The sequence below is a fragment of the Burkholderia sp. CCA53 genome (assembly GCF_001685525.1).
Taxonomy (GTDB): Bacteria; Pseudomonadota; Gammaproteobacteria; order Burkholderiales; family Burkholderiaceae; genus Burkholderia; species Burkholderia multivorans.
This window is the reverse complement of the sequence record NZ_BDDJ01000002.1, coordinates 568,908-589,301: the sequence shown is the minus strand read 5'-3', so window position 1 is coordinate 589,301 and position 20,394 is coordinate 568,908. Positions and strand designations below refer to the sequence as shown.

18 protein-coding genes are annotated in these 20,394 nt (G+C 68.9%); 10 read left to right on the top strand and 8 right to left on the bottom strand.

Annotation, left to right across the window (positions count from 1 at the left end; genetic code table 11):
• Positions 1-23 precede the first annotated feature (23 nt).
• From BCR55_RS19150 to BCR55_RS19135, 4 genes are read left to right on the top strand one after another with little or no spacing between them, the layout of a single operon-like run.
• Positions 24-1,163, top strand: coding sequence for a glycosyltransferase family 4 protein (locus BCR55_RS19150; protein ID WP_006404174.1), 1,140 nt, complete (start codon positions 24-26; stop codon positions 1,161-1,163).
• The gene (locus BCR55_RS19145) at positions 1,160-2,626 is read left to right on the top strand and encodes a hypothetical protein (RefSeq protein WP_006404173.1); all 1,467 of its coding nucleotides are present in this window, start codon (positions 1,160-1,162) and stop codon (positions 2,624-2,626) included. The genes BCR55_RS19150 and BCR55_RS19145 overlap by 4 nt, the downstream gene beginning before the upstream one ends.
• On the top strand, positions 2,623-3,807 hold the full coding sequence (locus BCR55_RS19140; RefSeq protein WP_006404172.1) for a glycosyltransferase family 4 protein: 1,185 nt from the start codon (positions 2,623-2,625) through the stop codon (positions 3,805-3,807). The genes BCR55_RS19145 and BCR55_RS19140 overlap by 4 nt, the downstream gene beginning before the upstream one ends.
• The gene (locus BCR55_RS19135) at positions 3,807-4,973 is read left to right on the top strand and encodes a glycosyltransferase family 4 protein (protein ID WP_065495453.1); all 1,167 of its coding nucleotides are present in this window, start codon (positions 3,807-3,809) and stop codon (positions 4,971-4,973) included. Before BCR55_RS19140 ends, BCR55_RS19135 begins: the two co-directional genes overlap by 1 nt.
• Before the next feature lie 142 nt (positions 4,974-5,115).
• Here the strand turns inward: BCR55_RS19135 and BCR55_RS19130 are convergent, their stop codons facing one another.
• Both BCR55_RS19130 and BCR55_RS19125 read right to left on the bottom strand, forming a co-directional pair.
• Positions 5,116-6,336, bottom strand: coding sequence for an ISL3 family transposase (locus tag BCR55_RS19130; protein ID WP_065495255.1), 1,221 nt, complete (start codon positions 6,334-6,336; stop codon positions 5,116-5,118).
• Between the two features lie 112 nt (positions 6,337-6,448).
• Positions 6,449-7,678 carry an MFS transporter gene (locus BCR55_RS19125; protein ID WP_006404170.1) on the bottom strand — a complete coding sequence of 410 codons (1,230 nt, stop codon included), beginning with the start codon at positions 7,676-7,678 and terminating at the stop codon, positions 6,449-6,451.
• Between the two features lie 154 nt (positions 7,679-7,832).
• Between BCR55_RS19125 and BCR55_RS19120 the strand changes: the two genes are divergently transcribed.
• On the top strand, positions 7,833-8,303 hold the full coding sequence (locus BCR55_RS19120; RefSeq protein WP_006410397.1) for a helix-turn-helix domain-containing protein: 471 nt from the start codon (positions 7,833-7,835) through the stop codon (positions 8,301-8,303).
• A 57-nt stretch (positions 8,304-8,360) separates the two neighbouring features.
• Here the strand turns inward: BCR55_RS19120 and BCR55_RS19115 are convergent, their stop codons facing one another.
• The 3 genes from BCR55_RS19115 to BCR55_RS19105 all read right to left on the bottom strand — a co-directional run bounded on the left by BCR55_RS19115 (position 8,361) and on the right by BCR55_RS19105 (position 11,108).
• Positions 8,361-9,794, bottom strand: a complete 1,434-nt coding sequence (locus BCR55_RS19115; protein WP_065495451.1) for an MFS transporter — start codon at positions 9,792-9,794, stop codon at positions 8,361-8,363.
• 170 nt (positions 9,795-9,964) lie between these two features.
• Positions 9,965-10,735 (bottom strand): AraC family transcriptional regulator, encoded by a 771-nt coding sequence (locus BCR55_RS19110; protein WP_065495449.1) that lies wholly within the window; start codon positions 10,733-10,735, stop codon positions 9,965-9,967.
• A gap of 31 nt (positions 10,736-10,766) precedes the next feature.
• Positions 10,767-11,108 (bottom strand): FKBP-type peptidyl-prolyl cis-trans isomerase, encoded by a 342-nt coding sequence (locus tag BCR55_RS19105; RefSeq protein WP_012217466.1) that lies wholly within the window; start codon positions 11,106-11,108, stop codon positions 10,767-10,769.
• 568 nt (positions 11,109-11,676) lie between these two features.
• Here BCR55_RS19105 and BCR55_RS19100 point away from each other — a divergent pair.
• Positions 11,677-12,588, top strand: coding sequence for a metal-dependent hydrolase (locus tag BCR55_RS19100; protein ID WP_006404166.1), 912 nt, complete (start codon positions 11,677-11,679; stop codon positions 12,586-12,588).
• A gap of 433 nt (positions 12,589-13,021) precedes the next feature.
• Positions 13,022-14,503, top strand: a complete 1,482-nt coding sequence (locus BCR55_RS19095; protein WP_035487925.1) for a sigma-54 dependent transcriptional regulator — start codon at positions 13,022-13,024, stop codon at positions 14,501-14,503.
• A gap of 812 nt (positions 14,504-15,315) precedes the next feature.
• On the opposite strand, the gene BCR55_RS19085 is transcribed toward BCR55_RS19095, so the two are convergent.
• Complete coding sequence (locus BCR55_RS19085) at positions 15,316-16,098, bottom strand: ABC transporter substrate-binding protein (protein WP_006410400.1); 783 nt, start codon at positions 16,096-16,098, stop codon at positions 15,316-15,318.
• 246 nt (positions 16,099-16,344) lie between these two features.
• On the opposite strand from BCR55_RS19085, the gene BCR55_RS19080 reads away from it, so the two are divergent.
• Both BCR55_RS19080 and BCR55_RS19075 read left to right on the top strand, forming a co-directional pair.
• On the top strand, positions 16,345-16,764 hold the full coding sequence (locus tag BCR55_RS19080) for an MbcA/ParS/Xre antitoxin family protein (RefSeq protein ID WP_006399412.1): 420 nt from the start codon (positions 16,345-16,347) through the stop codon (positions 16,762-16,764).
• A complete protein-coding gene (locus tag BCR55_RS19075; protein WP_065495447.1) occupies positions 16,761-17,462 on the top strand; it encodes an RES family NAD+ phosphorylase in 702 nt (233 codons plus the stop codon). The genes BCR55_RS19080 and BCR55_RS19075 overlap by 4 nt, the downstream gene beginning before the upstream one ends.
• An 82-nt stretch (positions 17,463-17,544) precedes the next feature.
• On the opposite strand, the gene BCR55_RS19070 is transcribed toward BCR55_RS19075, so the two are convergent.
• The gene (locus tag BCR55_RS19070; RefSeq protein WP_065495445.1) at positions 17,545-18,276 is read right to left on the bottom strand and encodes a metallophosphoesterase; all 732 of its coding nucleotides are present in this window, start codon (positions 18,274-18,276) and stop codon (positions 17,545-17,547) included.
• 358 nt (positions 18,277-18,634) lie between these two features.
• On the opposite strand from BCR55_RS19070, the gene BCR55_RS19065 reads away from it, so the two are divergent.
• On the top strand, positions 18,635-19,288 hold the full coding sequence (locus BCR55_RS19065; RefSeq protein WP_012467817.1) for a DUF1345 domain-containing protein: 654 nt from the start codon (positions 18,635-18,637) through the stop codon (positions 19,286-19,288).
• Between the two features lie 42 nt (positions 19,289-19,330).
• Here the strand turns inward: BCR55_RS19065 and BCR55_RS19060 are convergent, their stop codons facing one another.
• On the bottom strand, positions 19,331-20,035 hold the full coding sequence (locus BCR55_RS19060; RefSeq protein ID WP_065495443.1) for a class I SAM-dependent methyltransferase: 705 nt from the start codon (positions 20,033-20,035) through the stop codon (positions 19,331-19,333).
• Positions 20,036-20,394 lie beyond the last annotated feature (359 nt).

The following is a 20,394-nucleotide window of genomic DNA, read 5'->3' as shown; positions in this document are numbered from 1 at the left end:
GCGGCCGCACCCGGAGGGCTCGCATGACCGCCACCAAGGTCCACGTGCATCTGTTTTACGGCGCCGATCCGCGTACTTACCGGAAAGGCGACAACATCGGCTGTCTGTACGGCTATCACCACGCGGAATCGGACGAATTCCGGCTCACGTATTCGGCCGACCGGCGCGAGCCGCGCGTGGTCGGCATCGCGCGCCGCGCGCTGAAGGCCGCGCTCGGTTTCGACATCGTGCACGCATGGCGCAACCGCGCGGCGCTGCTCGACGCGGACGTGATCTGGACGCATACCGAACAGGAGCATCTGGCCGCCGCGCTGATCCTCAAGCTCGCGGGCGCGCAGGGCAAGCGGCCGCTGCTGCTCGCACAGAGCGTCTGGCTGTTCGATAAATGGCAAAGCTTCGGCGGCCCGCGCCGCTGGCTGTACCGCAAGCTGCTCGCGCGCGCCGACGTGCTGACCACGCTCGCGCGCGACAACGCGGCGCTGTGCCGCCGCTATCTGGGCCGCGACGCGGAGTTCGTCTACTACGGGCTCAACACGCAGGACTTTCCGATCCGCGATCCGCAGCCGTGGCAGCCGCATCGTCCGCTGCGCATCGCGGCGATCGGCAACGATCGCGACCGCGACTGGCGCACGTTTCTCGCCGCGTTCGGCGGCGATGAGCGCTACGAGGTGCGGCTCGCGACGCGTCGCCGCGTGCCGCGCGCGTGGCACGCGCCGAACGTCGCGATCGGCTCCGCGTCGGGCCTCGCCAAGCAGCACGAGCTGTACGCGTGGGCCGACGTGATCGTCGTGCCGCTGCGGCCCAACTTTCATGCGTCGGGCATCACCGTGATGCTCGAGGCGGCGGCGCTCGGCAAGCCGATGATCGTGTCCGACGTCGGCGGCCTGACCGACTACTTCCCGCACGACACGGCCGCGTACGTGCCGCCGTTCGACGCGCAGGCGATGCGCGACGCGGCGGATCGCTTCGCGGCCGAGCCGCTCGCGGCGCTCGCCTGTGCGCGCGCCGCCGTCGAGCGGCTGCGTGCGTGCGATCTGACCACACAGGCGTTCGCGGAGCAGCACGTGCGCATCACGCGCGAGCTGCTGCGCCGGCGCCGCACGCCCGCGGCGGCCGCCGGCGTCGCGATGCCGCTCGCCGATTCCCGGCCGTCGTCGCGATGAGCACGCTTGCCGCCGAACGCGCGCCGGCGCGCAAGCGCAGCCGGTTCGCCGAGCCGACGCAGTGGGCCGGGCAGGCTGCGCTGTGGACGATCACGGCCGCGCTGATCGCCGCGCATCAGGGACGCGTGCTGACGTTCGCGTTTCCGGTGCTCGCGATCGCGGTCGGCATCTGGCTGTACTTCAAGAGCCCGGCGCGCTACGTCGGCTTCATGTGGTGGGTGTGGTTCCTGAGTCCCGAGGTGCGGCGTCTTGCCGACTGGTCGAAAGGCGCCTTCACGCCGACGAGCCTGATCCAGGTCGCGCCGCTCGCCGTGACGATGATCGCCGCCTTCGGGCTGCTGCGGCATTACCGCGTGCTCGCGCAGCGGCGCGGGATTCCGGTGCTGCTGATCCTGTTCGGACTGACCTACGCCTATCTCGTCGGGATCGTGTCGAGCGGCCTGATGGCCGCGACCTACGACCTCGCGAACTGGCTGTATCCGGTGCTGATCGGCTTTCACATCATGGTCAACGCGCGCAACTATCCGGCGTACCGCGACGTGCTGCTGTCGACCTTCATCTGGGGCATGCTCGTGATGGGCGTGTACGGCATCGTCCAGTACTTCGTGATGCCGCAGTGGGACGTGCTGTGGATGGTCGGCTCGCAGATGGGCTCGCAGGGCGAGCCCGTGCCGTACGGCGTGCGCGTGTTCAGCACGATGAATTCGTCGGGGCCGTTCGCATTCGCGATGATGGGCGCGCTCGTGTTCGTGCTGGTCGCACCGCAGAAGATCCGCTGGTTCGCGGGCGCCGCCGGCTTCGTGTCGTTCGCGCTCTGTCTCGTGCGTTCGACGTGGGGCGGCTGGGTAATCGCGCTCGCGATCCAGCTCGTGCAGTCGAGCAACCGCGTGCGGATGCGGATTCTCATCAGCGGCGTCGTGCTGGTCGGCCTGTGCGTGCCGTTGCTGACCGTCGGCCCCGTCGCCGATCGTCTCGGCCAGCGTCTGCAGTCGATCGTGAACCTGAAGGACGACCGCAGCTACGACGATCGCAACAAGTTCTACGCGACCTTCGCGGAAACCGCGTTCACCGACGTCGCCGGCGAAGGGATGGGCGCGACGGGCGCGTCGACGAAGCTGTCGAGCGACAGCGGCGAGCTCGGCAAGTACGGCAGCTTCGACAGCGGCGTGATGAACGTGCCGTTCGTGCTCGGCTGGCCCGGCACGCTGCTCTATCTCGCGGGCTTCGTGATGCTGCTCGGCCGCACGGTGCGCGCGTCGTTCAGGCTGCGCGACGACAAGTTCGTCGGCGCCTGCCTGAGCCTGTGCCTGTCGGTATTCGCGATGCTCGTGTTCACGAACTCGCTGATCGGCACGGGCGGCCTGCTGTTGTTTACCGCCATTTTTTCGATTCTTTCCGCGGCGCACTGGCAGAGGCTTCAGCGTCTGCCGGCCGCCGCGCGTTTACGGGGAGACGACCATTGAGAATCGCGATCGTCACGCACGTCGTGCGTCATAACGACGGCCAGGGCCGCGTCAATTACGAAATCGCGCGCGCGGCGCTGGCCGAACAATGCGAGGTCACGCTCGTCGCGTCGCACGTCGCGCCGGAGCTGCTCGCCGATCCGCGCGTGCGCTGGGTGCCCGTGAAGGTCGGGCGCTTCTGGCCGTCGAATCTCGTGCGGCAGCAAGTGTTCGCGCTGAAGAGCGCGTGGTGGCTGCGCACGCACCGCGATGCGTACGACGTGCTGCACGTGAACGGCTTCATCTCGTGGATCAAGGCCGACGTGAACACCGCGCACTTCGTGCACGGCGGCTGGTTCAAGAGCCCGTACTATCCGTTCGCGCCGACCAAAGGGCTGTGGTCCGCGTACCAGTACGTGTACACGCGCGTGAATACCGCGCTCGAGCGCTGGGCGTACCGGCGTTCGCGCGCGATCACCGCGGTGTCGCAGAAGGTCGCCGACGAAATCGCGGCACTCGGCATCGACCGCAGCAAGATCGGCGTGATCTACAACGGCGTCGACGGCAGCGCATTCGCCGATGCGCACGCGGACCGCGCAGCGTTCGATCTGCCGCGCGATGCGTTCCTGCTGCTGTTCGTCGGCGATCTGCGCACGCCGCGCAAGAACCTCGGCACCGTGCTGAAGGCATTGACGAAGCTGCCGGAACACGTGCATCTCGCGGTCGCCGGCTATCTGCCCGGCAGCCCGTATCCGGACGAGGCGCGCGCGCTCGGCCTCGGCGCACGCGTGCACTTCCTCGGTCTCGTCAAGAACATGCCGACGCTGATGCGCTCGGTCGACGCGTACGTGTTTCCGTCGCGCTACGAAGCGATGAGCCTGTCGCTGCTCGAAGCGATGGCGGCGGGGCTGCCTGTCGTCACCGCGCGCACCGCGGGCGGCGCCGAGATCATCACGCGCGATTGCGGGATCGTGCTCGACGATCCGGACGATCCGGACGCGCTCGCGCAGGCGATCGACCTGCTCGCGGCGTCGCGCGACACGTGCCGTGCGATGGGCGCGGCCGCGCGCGAACTGATGACCCGTTTCGGCTGGGCCCACATGGGCGCCCAGTACGTTGCGCTGTACCGGCGCATCGGCCAACCTCCGCAGCCGTCCGCGTTCGCGCGCGTCGAGCATGCGGTCACGCAGGAGCAATCGTGATGTCCTCTTCTTCCCGGCCGATCAAATCGCTGCAGATCGGCATGCACTGGTTTCCCGAACGCGCGGGCGGTCTCGACCGCATGTATTACTCGCTCGTCGGCGCGCTGCCCGGCGCGGGCGTCGAGGTGCGCGGGCTCGTCGCCGGCTCGCCGAAGGTCGCCGACGACACGGGCGGTGCGATCCAGGGCTTCGGCCCCGCGTCGCAGCCGCTCGCCCGCCGGATGCTCGCCGCGCGGCGCGCGCTGCGCGAGGAAATTCGCAGCGCGCGGCCCGACGTGATCTCGTCGCACTTCGCGTTGTATACGTTTCCGGGCCTCGACGTGACGCGCGGGATTCCGCAGGTGTCGCACTTTCAGGGGCCGTGGGCCGACGAGAGCCAGGTCGAGGGCGCCGCGTCGCTCGGCCAGCGCGCGAAGCGCTATCTCGAACAGGCCGTGTATGCGCGTTCGTCGCGGCTGATCGTGCTGTCGCAGGCGTTCGGCCAGATCCTCACGCAACGCTACGGGATCGATCCGTCGCGCGTGCGCGTGATTCCGGGCTGTGTCGACACCGCGCAGTTCGACACGCCGCTCACGCCGGCCGAGGCACGGCAGCGACTGCAGCTGCCGCAGGATCGGCCGATCGTGCTCGCGGTGCGTCGTCTCGTGCGGCGGATGGGGCTCGAGGATCTCGTCGACGCGATCGGAATCGTGAAGCGCCGCCATCCGGATGTGCTGCTGCTGATCGCCGGCAAGGGCAAGCTCGCCGAGGAGCTGCAGCAGCGCATCGACGCAGCCGGGCTGCAGGACAACGTGAAGCTGCTCGGCTTCGTGCCCGATCAGCATCTCGCGGCGCTCTATCGCGCGGCGACGGTCAGCGTCGTGCCGACCGTCGCGCTCGAGGGCTTCGGGCTGATCACGGTCGAATCGCTCGCGTCCGGCACGCCGGTGCTCGTGACGCCGGTGGGCGGCCTGCCCGAGGCGGTGGCCGGGTTGTCGAGCGATCTCGTGCTGCCGTCGACGGGCGCCGATGCGATTGCCGAAGGGCTTGGCGCCGCGCTGTCGGGCGCGATTGCGTTGCCGGACGAGGCGGCGTGCAAGCGCTATGCGCGCGAGCATTTCGACAACGCGGTGATCGCGCGACGCGTCGCCGGCGTGTACGAGGAGGCGATCCTCGCGGCGGGCTGAGCGTCGCTGCGGGTTGCAGGTTGTAGGTGGTGTGTTGCCGCCGCGCCCGGCATGGGCGCCGCGGCGAAGCGCGAATCGGCGTGTGTGGCGCGGCCGGTTCGCGAACCGGCCGCTCGATCCGGGCGAGCCGGTTTTTTTTGGTTCATCGAGGATTACCGGGGAACGCGGCGCGAATCTTGAGGAAGAAGTATTCGTCGTCGCGGTACCCGTAAGCTCGACGCTTGATGACCTTGATGGTGTTGTTGATGCCTTCAACGATGCTGGTATTGAGTGGATGGCGGCAGCGAGTCACGATGCCGTGCCAGTAGCCCTGCAGACGCTCGGCGAACTTTTGCAGGGCCGCGATCCCACTTTGCTGAGCCTGCTCGAACCATTGTTCCCAAGCCTTTTGCGCCCAGGCCGGCTTTCGGTAGAACCAGAGCCGCTTGAGCTCGTCACGTAACACGTAGACGCATAACAGCGCCTGATTGGCCGCCAGCAATTCCTTCAGGTGCACGGCCTGATCCGGCTTGAGGTTGTGGCGGTTGCGCAGCAACAGCCCGCGGCTGGACTTCAGAACCTTGCGGGCTGGCTTGTCATGTCGGAGTTGATTGGCCTGATCGACCCGCACCCGATCGATCACTTCGCGGCCGTACTTGGCCACGACGTGGTACAGGTCGAAGACGATTTCCGCCTGCGGACACTGTTCCCTGATTTCGAGTTCATAGGCCGTGGTCATGTCGATCGCGACCGCTTCGATACGCTTGGCCGCGCCTTCGGGAAGCTGTTCGAAGAAGGCCCGGGCCGTCTCACGCGAGCGTCCCGGTCCGATCCAGAGTACTTGCCGGCTGATCGGGTCGACCACCACCGTGGCGTAGCGATGACCTTTATGCAGCGCGAACTCGTCCATCGCCAGATAGCGGATCGTTGACCAATCGGGCTCGCTCACGCGCGCCCGCAGGCGCATCTTGTCGATCGATTTGACCGTGTGCCAGCCCAGATCGTAGAAGGCCGCCACCGCCTGCACGCTGGCCGCTTGCAGCAGTTTCTCGCAAGCCTTGGCGAAGCGCTCCGTCACTCTCTGGTAACGGCCCAGCCACGCCAGCTTCTCCAGGCGCGGGCCGCCGCAGCGTTCGCACCAGACCCGGCGACGAGGCACATGCAACACCACCCGGTATTCGAATAGCGGCAAGTCACGCACCCGACGAACCGTCGTCTCCTGGATCCGCTGGCAGCGTGCCCCACATTGCTCGCAGTACATGATCTTGCCGACCGGCTTTAAATACAGCGACAGCGTACGGCCTTCGCCTTCCGGCCATTCCACACGCTCCAGCCGGTAACCCGTCCAGCAGCCCAGTGCCTCAAGTGCCTTGCGATCGAGCAATTGCCTCTCCTGACGTCCTTAAAGTCAGGCGTCAGGTTACGCAATCGCTCTTAAACCCTCCACGGTTTCCTGCGATGAACCTTTTTTTTGTCGTCCGGCAGCGCGACGCGTGCTACGCCGGTGCCCGCTTGCGCTCGAGCGTCGCCGCCCACACGACGAGCGCCGCCGCGCTGACGGTCGCGCCGAGCACGCATACGCCGCTCCATCCCGCGTACGCATACATCGACGTCGAGGCGATCGCGCCGAGCCCGCTGCCGGCCGAATAGAACAGCATGTAGCAGCCGACGACACGCGCATGCGCATCGGGGCGTACGCCGAGAATCATGCTCTGATTGACGACGTGAACGGCCTGTCCGCCGACGTCGAGCAGCACGATCCCGACGATCAGCAGCGCGATCGACGTTTCGCCGAACGCGAGCGGCAGCCATGACGACACGAGCAGCGCGAGTGCGGCGCCGGTCGTCGCCTGACCGTATCCGCGATCGGCGAGCCGGCCCGCGCGGGCGGCCGCGGCCGCGCCGAGCGCGCCGACGAGGCCGAACGCGCCGATCTGCGTATGCGACATCGCATGCGGCGGCGCGCTGAGCGGCAGCACGAGCGCGCTCCAGAAAATGCTGAACGCCGCGAACATCAGCAGCGCGATCGCACCGCGCACGCGCAGCGTGCGTTCGTCGCGCAGCAGCGACGCCATCGAGCGCAGCAGCGCCGCATAGCCGATCCGTTCGCGCGGTGCGTCCGTGTCCGGCAGGAGCCGCGACAGCCCGACGAGCATCGCGATCGCGAGCGCCCCCGACACGAGATAGACGGCACGCCAGCCGGCGACGTCGGTCACCGCGCCCGCGACCGAACGCGCGGCCAGCAGCCCGATCACGACGCCGCCCTGCGCGGCGCCGACCACGCGGCCGCGTTCGCCGGCGCCCGCGAGTGCGGCCGAACAGGCGATCAATCCCTGCGTCATCGCGGTGCCGAGCAGGCCGACCGCGACCATGCCGACGAGCAGCGCGATGCGTGTCGACGCGGCGGCGACGCCGACGCAGGCCGCCGCGAGCAGCACGAGCTGGACGGCGAGCAGCCGCTTGCGATTCAGGCGATCGCCGAGCGGCACGACGAACAGCAGCGCGAGCGCACAGCCGAGCTGCGTGGCCGTGACGACCGCGCCGATCGCGGCCGCCGGCACCGCGAAATCGCGTGCGATCGCGTCGAGAAGCGGTTGCGCGTAGTAGACGTTCGCCACGCTTGCCGCACAACATGTCGCCAGCAGCGCGACGCGCGCGGTAGAGAGGCGATCCGCGCACGGACCGGCGCCGTGCGCCGCGGCGCCGGAAGAACAGGAAGAAGTCATCGGTTTTGTCGTGCCTGATGTAGTTGCAAATTGAAACTGGTTGGAGTGTAGGAAAAGTAGTTTTAAAATGCAACTCGTTGTGCGATGGGCATGGGGCCCGGGCACGGATCGCCGGTGTCGCCGTGCAGGCGCCGGCAGGCCAGTGGAGGAGAAGATGGCGAGGCAGAAAAGTCTGGCGGATTCGCATTGCCCGGTCGCGCGCGCGACCGACATCGTCGGCGATCGCTGGGCGCTGCTGATCGTGCGCGACGCGTTCGACGGCGTGCGCCGGTTCGGCGATTTCCGCACGAGCCTCGGCGTCGCGAGCAACATTCTGTCGGACCGGTTGAGGATGCTCGTGGAGGCCGGCGTATTCGACGTCGTGCCGGCCTCGGACGGCAGCGCGTATCAGGAATACGTCCTGACGAAGAAGGGCGAGGGACTGTTTCCGGTCATCGTGATGCTGCGCCAGTGGGGCGAAGCGAACCTGTTCGCGCGCGGCGAGCCGCATTCGGTGCTGGTCGATCGCAAGACCGGCCGCGCGCTGCGCAAGCTCGCACTGCGGCAGGACGACGGTCGGCCGCTGAAGCCCGCGGACACGTTCGTGAAAAAGGTCGGTGAAGCCGGCGACGCGACGCCGCGCTGAGCGATCGGCCGCTCGTGTGCGTGCCGATCCGTATGCCCGTTGCGGCGGCCGCGCCGATCAGTCCGTCGTCTGCAACGGACGGCGGCCGCCATGCGCGTCGCGATGCGCATCGGGCCGCACGCGCGTGGCGAGCAGCGCGGCCGCGATCAGCAGCGCGACCGACACGCCGGTATCGATGCGCAGCCCGTCGACCACCGGCACAGCGCCGCCGCGCCCGGCCACCGCACCGAACGCCGCAACGCCGATGGCCCCGCCGGCCTGTCGCGCGGTATTGAGCACGGCCGACGCGATACCGGCGCGCGCCGGTTCGACCGAGGCGAGTACGGCGGTCGTCATCGCCGGCACCGCGAAACCCATCCCCGACGGAATCAGCAGGAACGGCACGAGCAGCGCGGGCAACGGCGTCGAGCCGTCGACGAAGTGCAGCGACCCGTAGCCGAACGCGGCGACGAGCGCGCCGGCGAGCATCGGCGCACGCGGCCCGTAGCGCGCGACGGCGCGGCCGCTCGCGAGATTCGCGAGCAGGAAGCCGCCGGTCAGCGGCAGGAACGCGAGTCCCGCCTGCAGCGCCGATTCGCCGCGTACGCGCTGCAGGTACAGCGCGATCGCGAACACGGTGCCGTAATACGTGAGGTTGACGCAGATCCCGAACAGCACGGCCGCGTTGAACGTGCGGCGGCGGAACAGCGCGAGCGGCAGCATCGGCGTCGCCGCGCGCGATTCGATCGCGATGAACGCGGCGGCGGCAAGCACCGCGAGCACGAAGCCGCCGGCGACGACCGGATGCGCGAGGCCGAGCGGCCGCCATTCGATTACCGCGCCGGTGAGCGCGGTCAGCATCGCGATCGCGACGAGCTGGCCGCGCACGTCGAGCGTACGCGCCTGCGGCGCAGGCGATGTCGCCGCACGATCGGCCGGCATCCAGGCGAATGCGGCCGCGAGCCCGGCCGCACAGAGCGGCAGATTGACGAGGAAGATGCTGCGCCAGCCGAACGCGGCGATCAGCGCGCCGCCGAGCACGGGGCCGGCCGCGATCGACACCGAACCGGCCGCCGTCCACGCGCCGACCGCTCGCGCACGCAGCGCCGGATCGTGCCGGCACGCATCGTTCAGCAGCGCGAGCGAGTTGGGCAGCATGGCCGCCGCGCCGACGCCTTGTACGGCACGCGCCGCGATCAGCATCGCGGGCGCCACGGCGGCGCCGCATGCGAGCGACGCGAGCGCGAACAGCGCGAGGCCCGCGACATAGACGCGACGCGCGCCGAAGCGGTCGCCGAGCGCGCCGGCAGACAGCATCAGGACCGCGAACGCGAGCGTGTACGCATCGACGACCCATTGCAAACCGGCCAGCGACAGATGCAGCGCGGCGGCCATGTGCGCGAGCGCGATATTGACGATCGTCACGTCGAGCTGCGTGACGACGAAGCCGACGCTGACGGTCGCGACGATGCGCGCGAGTGCGCGAGGAAACGCAGGTGTGGCAGTGTCCATGCGTTCATCGTAAGCGGCTGCGTGCACGGACGTTTCAGCGCTACGCGAAGCGTCGATGCGGCGCGTGTCGTGCGAGGCGATGGACGGGAAGTGTGAAGGGCCGATTGAAGCGATGCGTGCCGCACCGGGGCGTCGAATACGATGCGTGCCGCGGCGCGCCCGTTCGTCGCTTAATGCCGTTCGCCGCGCCAGCGGCCCGGCGCGACGCCGAAGCGCTTCGTGAACGCGTGCGTAAACGTGCTCTGATCGGCGAAGCCGACGAGGCTGGCAATATCGACGAGCGGATGACGGCCGTCTGCGAGCAGCACGACCGCGGTATCGAGCCGCAGCCGCAGCAGATAGCGATGCGGCGTTTCGCCGAATGCCTCGACGAACAGTTGATGAAAGCGCCGCATCCCGTAGCCGCAATGCGCGGCGAGATCGGCGATGCGCAGCGGCTCGGCGAGCCGTGCGCGCAGCCAGCGGTCGATGCGCGCGAAATCGAGGCCCGACGCGGGCGCGCCGATGCCGGCATCGTCGAGCAGCGCGTCGCACAGCCGTGCGGCGGCCTGCCATTGGAAGCGACGGGCGTGTTGCGCGTCGGCGGCTGGCGCGTCGTCGAGCTGCGCGGCGGCCGCCGCCACGCGCGCGACGAGCGCGCTCAGCGACGGATCGATCGCAACGGCGCGTGCACGATCGAACAGCCGCTGCGGCACCGCGAGCGATGCGGCAGGCAGATCGAGCACGAGCTGCCGATTGTCGCCGAGGCCTGCATAGTCGTGGCGCGCGCCGGCCGGGATCAGCCACGCCGCATGACGATCGATGCGCCGGCCGACGCCGTCGACGGCCATCACCATCGCGCCGTCGACGCCGAGCACGATCTGATGGAAGTCGTGCACGTCCGACGCTTCGCACGCATCGTAGCGGCGCAGCGACACGGCGGGCGAGGCGATGCGTTCCATCGTCACGGAGCGGCGGCCGGCGGCGCGTGCGTCAGACGGCGAGCAGTTCGACTTCGAACACGAGCGTCGCGTTCGGCGGAATCACGCCGCCCGCGCCGCGCACGCCGTAGCCGAGTTGCGGCGGAATCGTCAGGCGACGCACGCCGCCGACCTTCATGCCTTGCACGCCTTCGTCCCAGCCCTTGATGACCATGCCGCCGCCGAGCACGAACGCGAACGGATCGTTGCGGTCCTTGCTCGAATCGAATTTCTGACCGTCGGTGAGCCAGCCCGTGTAGTGGACGCTGACGGTCTGGCCCGCTTGCGCTTCCGCGCCGGTGCCTTCGGTCAGGTCTTCGTATTTGAGGCCCGATGCGGTCGTGATCACAGACATGACTTCTCCTGAAAAGGGATGGGATAAAGCCGATATTGTAGGCGAGCGCGGCATGCGCCGTCGCACGCCGCCGGCGGCGCGAGCCGCGACGATCGCCCGCGTGCATCCGATGCCGGCCCGTTGCACGCGACACCACCGATGGAACGCGCGTTTGAATCGCGCGTCGGCGATGCGCGCGCGTGGCGCTCGCTTCAGCGCATCCTCCGTATGATTCGGCGCGGCAGCCGCGCTCGGCCGCGTACCGGGCGATGCATCGCCGATGGCGCAGAGGCCCGACGCACCGGGCTTCGGCGCGGTCAGGCGGATCGCGGGGCCGCGCGCCGACGCCGTTCCCGCACGCGCGTTCGCGTTCGAATCGATGCGATGCGCACCGCTGTTCCAACGGCTTTTTTTCCGCGTTTTCGACCGTGCCCCGTTTGGAAGCGCGCGTCTACCGCGCCGCTTGCGCGCGCAGATGCGCGGCACCTATCTTTACAGTTATCGATGTCAGGATTCGGGCGCCACGGGCGCGTGCGTGCGGCCGTCCCGCGCGTGGCGCCGGACGCCGTGCTGCAAGGAGAACGATGAAATGAAGTCAGCCGCTGCCGCGACCGCCGCCGACGTGATGCCGGTGCGCCGCGACCTGCGCTTCGACCTGCCGGTCGAACGCGCGAAGGACTGGCATGGCCTCGGGTCGCACGTGACCCACTTTTTCAACGCGCTGTCGCTGCTGTTTCCGGCCGGCGAGCGCTTTTTCATGGATTCGGTACGCCACTACCGCGACCGGATCGACGATCCGGTGCTGAAGCGTCAGGTGCTCGGCTTCATCGGCCAGGAAGCGATGCATACGCGCGAGCACGTCGAATACAACGAACTGATGCAGGCGAACCGGCTGCCCGCGCGCAAGCTCGACCGGCGCGTCTGGAAGGTGCTCGGCTTCATGAAGCGCGTGCTGCCGCACTCGGTGCAGCTCGCGCATACGGTCGCGGCCGAGCATTACACGGCGATGCTCGCGGACTGGATCCTGCGCGATCCGACACGTCTCGACGGTTCGGTCGACGGCTACCGCCAGATGTGGATCTGGCATGCGCTCGAGGAAACCGAGCACAAGGCCGTGTCGTTCGACGTATGGAACAGCGTGATGGCGCCCGGCCTGCGGCGCTACCTGATCCGCATCGGCGTGTACCTCGTCACGACGCTGACGTTCTGGCCGACCGTGTTCCTGATGCACGTGACGCTGCTCTGGCGCGACCGCGCCGCTCCGCATCCGCTGCGCGGCCTGCTGCGGACGATCGCGTTCCTGTACGGGCCGCGGTACGGCCTCTTTCCGCGCATCGCCGGCGAATGGCTCAGCTATTTCCGCCCCGCGTTCCATCCGTGGGATCACGACAATCGCCATCATCTCGCCCGCGTCGACGCGCTCGTCGCCGCGTACGGCGACCACGACCGCGCGGCAGCCGGGCGCGGCCGGACGGCCGCACTGGCTTCGGCGGCCCGCTGACGCCCACCCGCGACACCGCTGTCGCGCGCGTACGTCGCGTCATGTCGTCTGACGATTGACCATCGTCAACCGGAACCGGTTGCGCACGCGTAGTGCGCCGGTCCGGCACGCCGCCCGCGCCGTTGCCGCCGCATCGAATGTCGCGTCCCTCCGTCGCGCACACAGGCCGCCGGCCTGCACCGGCGCGGCTTCGCGAGCCGTCGAGCGTTTTCGCGCGTCCGTGCGTCGCGGGCGCCACAGGGATAACACCCAGCTAGCGGTGCGCGCGCGGCCTCGCTATACCGTTGAAACAAAGGCGCCGTACCCGTCGCGCGATTGCTGCGCGAGGGGATTCTATTCGGACTGAAATGCGGCCATTATGTCGGTTCGATCGAGGTCCGCCGTGCGCGGCGACGAGCCGGCGCGCGATACCAACGCCAAGCGGGGAACAACGATGGTTGCAAGGTCACCCGATGCAAACCGGAACGCGGAGCCGGACATGCCGCCGGTCTCCGTTACCGCCCCGGAGGCCGGCCGCAGGCTGTTCGCGATCATGCGCACGCCCGACGAGCCGTTGCTCGCGCAACTGCGCGGGCTCGGCTGGGAGGTGTCGGTCGCGAAGACGGCCGGCGCCGCGCAGAACATGACGTCCGGCGTCGGCATCGCCGCCGGGCTGATCGATTTCTCGGGGTTCACGTCGCGCGACTATCCGGCACTGAAAGCGTGCCTGAGCCAGCCCGCGATCGGCTGGATCTCGATCGCGCAGGCCGGCGTGACGATCGGGCCGGCCGTGCGCGAACTGATCCGCAGCTACTGTTTCGATTACGTGACGCTGCCGCTGCCGTACGAATGGATTTCGCACGTGCTCGGCCATGCGCGCGGGATGGCCGCGCTCGATCGCGTCGACGGCGCCGCTTATGCGGCGTCGATCGGCGAGCACGGGATGATCGGCAACTGCGAGGCGATGCAGCAGCTGTTCAGCACGATCCGCAAGGTCGCGAAGACCGACGCGAGCGTGTTCATCTCCGGCGAATCGGGCACCGGCAAGGAGCTGACCGCGCTCGCGATCCACGAGCGCTCAGGCCGCGGCAAGGGCCCGTTCGTCGCAATCAACTGCGGCGCGATTCCGCATCATCTGCTGCAGTCCGAGCTGTTCGGCTACGAGCGCGGCGCGTTTACCGGCGCGACGCAGCGACGCGCGGGCCGCATCGAATCCGCGAACGGCGGCACGCTGTTTCTCGACGAAATCGGCGACATGCCGGTCGAAAGCCAGGCGAGCCTGCTGCGCTTCCTGCAGGAAGGCCGGATCGAACGGCTAGGCGGGCACGAGTCGATCGCGGTCGACGTGCGGATCATCTCGGCGACGCACGTCGATCTCGACGGCGCGGTCGAGGCCGGCCGCTTCCGCGCCGACCTCTATCACCGGCTGTGCGTGCTGCGCATCCACGAGCCGCCGCTGCGCGCGCGCGGCAAGGACATCGACATCCTCGCGCACTACGTGCTGCAGAAGTACAAGGCCGACAGCGGCCGCAAGATCAGCGGCTTCACGTCGGCCGCGCTCGACGCGATGCGGCGCTACGAGTGGCCGGGCAACGTGCGCGAGCTGATCAACCGCGTGCGGCGCGCGATCGTGATGGCGGAGAGCCGGCTGCTGACGCCGCACGACCTCGGGCTCGACACGCCGGGCGAAACCGAACCGGTGACGCTCGAGCAGGCGCGCGCGCTTGCCGAGCGCGTCGCGATCGAGAATGCGCTGCTGCGCAACGATCATCGCATCAACAAGGCCGCGGCCGAGCTCGGCATCTCGCGTGTGACGCTGTACCGGATGATGATCGAACACGGGCTCAACGATCACGACAACGCCGTCGATCACGGCGAGAACGGCGGTAAGGACGCGACGCCGCCGGACGACGCCGGTCATTGCCGCGTCGGCTGAACGGTGCGGGCGCCGCAGCGGGGCGCCGCAGCGGCCGGCCGCCGCGCGCATGTAAAGCCGATGAAACATTTCCTGCAGGCAAAGGCGCGCGTTCGCTTCGTCGTCGCATGAAACGCGCGGCGAACGCGCGCGCCAAATGGGCGCGAACCGGCTGCCCGCCTTGTCGCACAACGCGCGCCCGCTGTACGCGCGGCGCGCGCCGCCCGGTCGATGTTTCAGATCCGCAACCTTCCGCGCAGGCGAGCGATGCTCGCCGTGCGCCGTGTCGCGCGCACCCTTGTGCGCACGGCCGCGCGCGGCGCTGGCCCGCTCCTTGCAGCGATGGGCGTGCGAAAGTCGACGACGCGCCGCGCGTCCGGTCCGGCAGCGAACGCTGCCGTGCCGGGCCGCGCAGGTCCGCGGGGATGCGCGTCGGGCGCGGCGAAGCCGCCGCGTCCGGCCGACACGGACCGTCGTCGGGCGATCGTCGGAGCGCCGGCATCGTATCGAGCCGGTCGCCGCAACAAGCCAGAGACCAGAACGGGGTAGAAAAATGAACGATCGCCACACGCCGCGGCCGGCAGGCCGCGATCGCAGTGAGTCGGGGCATCGCCGGTCGGCCGTGCGTGTGGCGGCCGGCCGGCATGCGCCGACGGGCCATCTGTCCGCACCGCGTGCGAGGCGGATCCGGCTGAGCGCCGGTCATCCGCGGCGGGGCGGCGCTTTTCCGTTCGCGAGCCGGCTCCGCAAGGGGATGTGCGCGCGGGCGCCGATGCCGAGGCGCCCGCTCTTCGCGTACTGACGCCGTCGCGACGCGCGGCGGCGGCTGCGCGTCAGCCGCCGTAGATATCGAAGTCGAAGTACTTCGACGCGAGCCGCTTGTACGTGCCGTCCTTGACCATGTCGAGGATCGCGCGGTCGATCTTCGCCTTCAGGTCGGTGTCCTCCTTGCGCAGCCCGATGCCCGCGCCGATGCCGAGCACCTTCTCGTCGACGAGCTCGGGCCCGACGAACTGGTAGCCCGCACCGCGCGGCGACTTCAGAAAGCCGATCGCGGCCTGCACCTCGTCCTGCAGCGCGGCGTCGAGGCGGCCGGCCGTCAGGTCCGCATAGACGCCGTCCTGGTTCTGGTACGACACGACGTTCGCGCCTTGCTTCGCCCAGTACGCCTTCGCATACGCTTCCTGCGTCGTCCCCTGTTCGACGCCGATCGACTTGCCCTTCAGCGATTCGGCCGTCGGCAGCAGCGGCGAGCCCTTCTTGACGACGAGCCGCGTCGGCTGGTTGTAGATCTTCGTCGTGAAGCCGATCTGCTGCGCACGCTGCGGCGTGATCGACATCGACGACAGCACCGCGTCGAACTTCTTCGCCTTCAGCGCGGGGATCATTCCGTCGAAATCATTCTCGAGCCAGACGCACTTCGCCTTCAGGCGCGCACAGATCTCGTTGCCGAGATCGATGTCGAAGCCGACGAGCTTGCCGTCGGGCGCCTTCGATTCGAACGGCGCGTAGCTGGCGTCGGTGCCGAAGCGGATCGTGGTCCAGTCCTTCGCGACGGCGGGGCCTGCGGATGCCGCGAGCAGGGCGATCGAAACGGCGGCAATCAGTCTCTTCATGATGGTTCCTTCACGGGGTCCTTCCGGTTCGGGGCGACACGGTTTCCGCGGACCGGCGCCGCATTGCCGGCGCGTGATCCGTGCGGCCATTAACGCAGAAAATAAAATCCGAGTCCAGAATGGACAAAAAATATCGTCTACACGTGCGACCGCTCGACGCTGCGCGGTCGCGCGCGGGTCTCGACCCTTGCAAAAATACGAAAATGGACTAGTCTTGTTAGTGAATTCGTTTTGAGACTAACGATCATGTCACAACCCGCGTACGATCCGCATTCCGCGTTGCCCCAAGCGTCCGTCGCGCAGATGTCCGCCGCCGGCCTGCGTGCGTTTTTCAACATCGCGCGCGACTGGGGGCTGACGATCGACGAGCAGATCGTGCTGCTCGGCTCGCCCGGCCGCTCGACGTTCTTCAAGTGGAAGTCCGCACCGGACGCCGCGCGCGTGCCGCGCGATACGCTCGAGCGGCTGTCGCTGCTGCTCGGCATCTACAAGTCGCTGCAGATCCTGCTGCCGCAGCCGGCCGCGGCCGATGCGTGGGTCAAGCGGCCGAACGACGCCGCGCCGTTCGGCGGCAAGCGCGCGCTCGACCGGATGCTGGCGGGCAATGTCGGCGATCTGGTCGCGGTCCGGCAGTATCTCGACGCGATGCGGGGTGGCTGGGCGTGACGAGCGCGACGGACACGACAACCTGGCCGACGACCACGCTCGACTGGGTGCCCGCCTATCGCGTGATTCCCACGCGCTTTCCCGCGATCAACCTGTTCGACCGCGTCGCCTCGGCCGAAGACTTCGACGCGCTGTACGCGCTCGAATCGCTGACGAACGACCGCATCCGCAACGAAGTCGGCACGCTCGAGCTCGTGCCGCCCGGCGAACGCCGCTACGGGCAGGGCTGGGGGCCGATCATGGCCGCGTTCACGCATCTGAATCCGCAGGGCAGCCGCTTTTCGGACGGCAGCTACGGCGTGTTTTACTGCGCGCGCGGACGCGACACCGCGATCGCGGAAACGCGCTATCACAGCGCGCTGTTCCTCGCGGCGACGAAGGAGCCGCCGATGCGTCAGCAGATGCGGCTGTACACGGTGATCGCGCGCGGCGACGTGGTCGACGTGCGCACCTGGCCGCAGCGCGATCCCGCCTTGCTCGATCCGCTCGACTACAGCGCGGGACAGGCGCTCGGGCGCGCGGTGCGCCGCGCGGGCGGGCTCGGGATCGTCTATCCGTCGGTGCGCGATCCGCACGGCGAATGCCTGGCGGCGTTTCGCACGACGCTGCTGCGCGACTGCCATCACGCGGCGTATCTCGAGTACAACTGGAACGGCTCCGCGATCGACGCGGTGTTCGAGCTGAATCAGGTCGGGTAGGTGCGAGCATGCGGACGTCGCGCCGCCCGTGCATTCGATGCGGTGTGCGCGTCGCGGTGTCCGGCCGGGCAGCCTGCGGCCGTCACGGCAGCGGCCACGCGGCGGCGCCGCGTTCGCGTGCGGCGGCCTGCGTGATCGACCACGTCTGTCCCGTGCGCGGCTCTGCGAGCGTCAGTCGGCCGGCCGGTGCGAACGCACCCGTATCGATGAACCATTGCGCGCCGATCCGCTGCGGCACGCGCACCGGCGTATGGCCGCTGCAGGTCAGCGACAGGCCGGCCTGCCAGCCGGGATCGACGAGTCCCTGCACGAGATCGCGGCCCCAGATCAGCCGCTCGCGCACGTCGGGCGGATAGTCGCCGGTATCGAGATCGGCGTCGGAGCCGAAGAATTCCGCATGCAGCACGTTGAAGCGCGTCGCGCCTTCGCCGATCACGCGCACGAGCGGCAGCGCGTCGACGCGCGCCGCATATGCGCGCAGCCGCTCGGGCGGCAGATCGGCGCCCCAGTCGCCGCCGATGCCGCGCCATGCGTCGGCCGGCAGCTTGCCGCGCGCGACGAGGCTCAGCACTTCTTCGTGATTGCCGCGCACGACGTGACACCACGGGCGATCGAGCAGTTCGAGCGCGATCTCGGATGCCGGCCCGCGGTCGACCAGATCGCCGACCGAGAACAGCCGGTCGCGCGCCGGATCGAAGCGCACGTCGTGCAGCAGCGCGCGCAGCGCATCGACGCAGCCGTGCAGGTCGCCCACGACGAAGTCGCGGCCCGCGATGTTGGCCGGATGACGGTGGAGGAGGGCGGAAGCGCTCATGCCTTTATCTTAGGGCGTGTTTACGGATGGCACGCACACGCGAATGCCCGAAATCGGTCGTAGTGCAAGTCGTGAGGCGTGCCGTTTCGTCGTGCCGAAGAGGCAGCGGGCGACGTCGCCGTACGGGCGATCACCGGCATTCCCGTGGAACGAGGTTCGAGTCAGGCGTTGCCGCGAGAACGGCCGCTCGCCGCGTCGCGCCACGCGAGCGACCATTCGCCTCGCAACGCATGCGCGTTCCAGATGAAAACAGACCGCGGGCGCAGACGGTCATCGCCACGTCGCGGCGGAATGGCGATAATCGGGGACGGCCGGCGACCCGCGCGGCTCCCTTTCCGTTCGCTTTCGCTCTCGCATGATGACGCTCTATCCGCAGGTATTGCGCAACCGGCCGCGGCTCGTATCGGCCTTCGTCGCCGGTGCGCTGGCCGCGCTCGTGCTGCCCGCTTCGACGCGACCCACCGCACGCGCGCTGATCGGCTGGGACTGTGCGATCTGGCTGTATCTGCTGCTGATGTGGGGGCGCATGGTGACCGCGCATCATCACAAGGTGCGCGAGATCGCGATCCGCGAGGATCAGAGCGCGACGACCGTACTGACCGTCATCTGTCTCGCGACGGTCGCGAGCGTCGCCGCGATCGCGATCGAGCTCGCGACCGTGAAGAGCGTCGGCTTTCGCGCGGGCCTCGGCCACTACGCGGTCACGGCCGCGACGCTGTTCGGCGCGTGGTTTCTGATTCCGACGATCTTCACGCTGCACTATGCGCGGCTCTATTACGGCTCGCCGAGCGGCGACCGCGTGCTGCGCTTTCCGGACCGCAGCATCGAGCCCGACTACTGGGATTTCCTGTACTTCTCGTTCACGATCGCAGTCGCATCGCAGACGGCCGACATCTCGCTCGCCGGCCGCTCCGCACGCCGCGCGGTGCTTGCGCAGTCGATCCTGTCGTTCTACTTCAACATGGCCGTGCTCGGGCTGTCGATCAACGTCGCGGCCGGTCTGCTGAGCTGACGCGCGCAACCGTCGCGACGCCGCCGCGCGTGCGTCGCCGGTTCAGCGCCGGATCGCGACCCACGCGCCCCAGAACAGGCTCGCAAAGAAGCGCACCGGCGCATCGAAGCCCGCCGCGCGCAGCAGATCGAACACGGCGTCCTCGGACGCGGGCGGATCGGCACCCTGCAAGATCTTCGCGAGCTGCGCGCGTACCGTGTCAGGCGCCGCGCCTTTCATGCGCCAGCGCTGCTGCCACGCGTCGAGCAGCTGCGGATGATCCGCATAGCGGCGGTAGTTGCCGGCGATCGCGAGCGGTGCGCCGGGCTTCAGCCGGCGCGCGATCGCGCGCAGCAGCGCCGCTTTGGCCGCGTCGCCGGGCACGTGGTGCAGCACGCCGATCAGCGTCGCGCCGTCGAACGCGGGCGTATCGGGCAATGTGTCGACGCCGTCTTCGACGAACTGCGTGCGAGCGGCGAATCCTGCCGCGTCGACGTTCGTGCGCGCAAGCGCGAGCATCGGCGCGGACGGATCGACCGCGGTGAAGCGCCAGTGCGGCTCGAGCGCGGCCGTCACGCAGATTTCCTGGCCCGTACCGCCTGCGCCGGCGACGAGGATATGCGCATCGCGTGCGCCGATCGTCGCGGCGAGCACGCACGCGGCCAGTTCGTGGCATGCGTCGTAGCCGGCGAGCGCGATGCGCGATTGCGTGGCGTATTCGTGGGCGCGGGCCGGGTCGAATTTGGCGGCGCTGGCGGGAAGCGACATGGCGGGTCCTTTTCGTCGGGAGCGGCGCGCGCGGATGCGCGCACGGTCCGTGAAGCGTACGGACGCGCGGTGCGGGCAACAAGGCGTGCCGCGATTCCGGTATGCGGACTACCCGACTCGCACGGCGCGCGCGAGCATGAGCGTGCCCCGCGCCGCGCACGCTCATGCTCGCGGCATCGCCTGCTTCAGCATCGCCCGCTCCCAGCGTCGCCCGCTCCCAGCGTCGCCCGCCTCCCAGCGTCGCCCGCCTCCCAGCGTCGCCCGCCTCCCAGCGTCGCCCGCCTCTACAGGGTCGATTCGCATTTAAAAATGTGCTCGGTCGATACGTCGCCTGCACGAAATCGGCGCATACTTTTTTC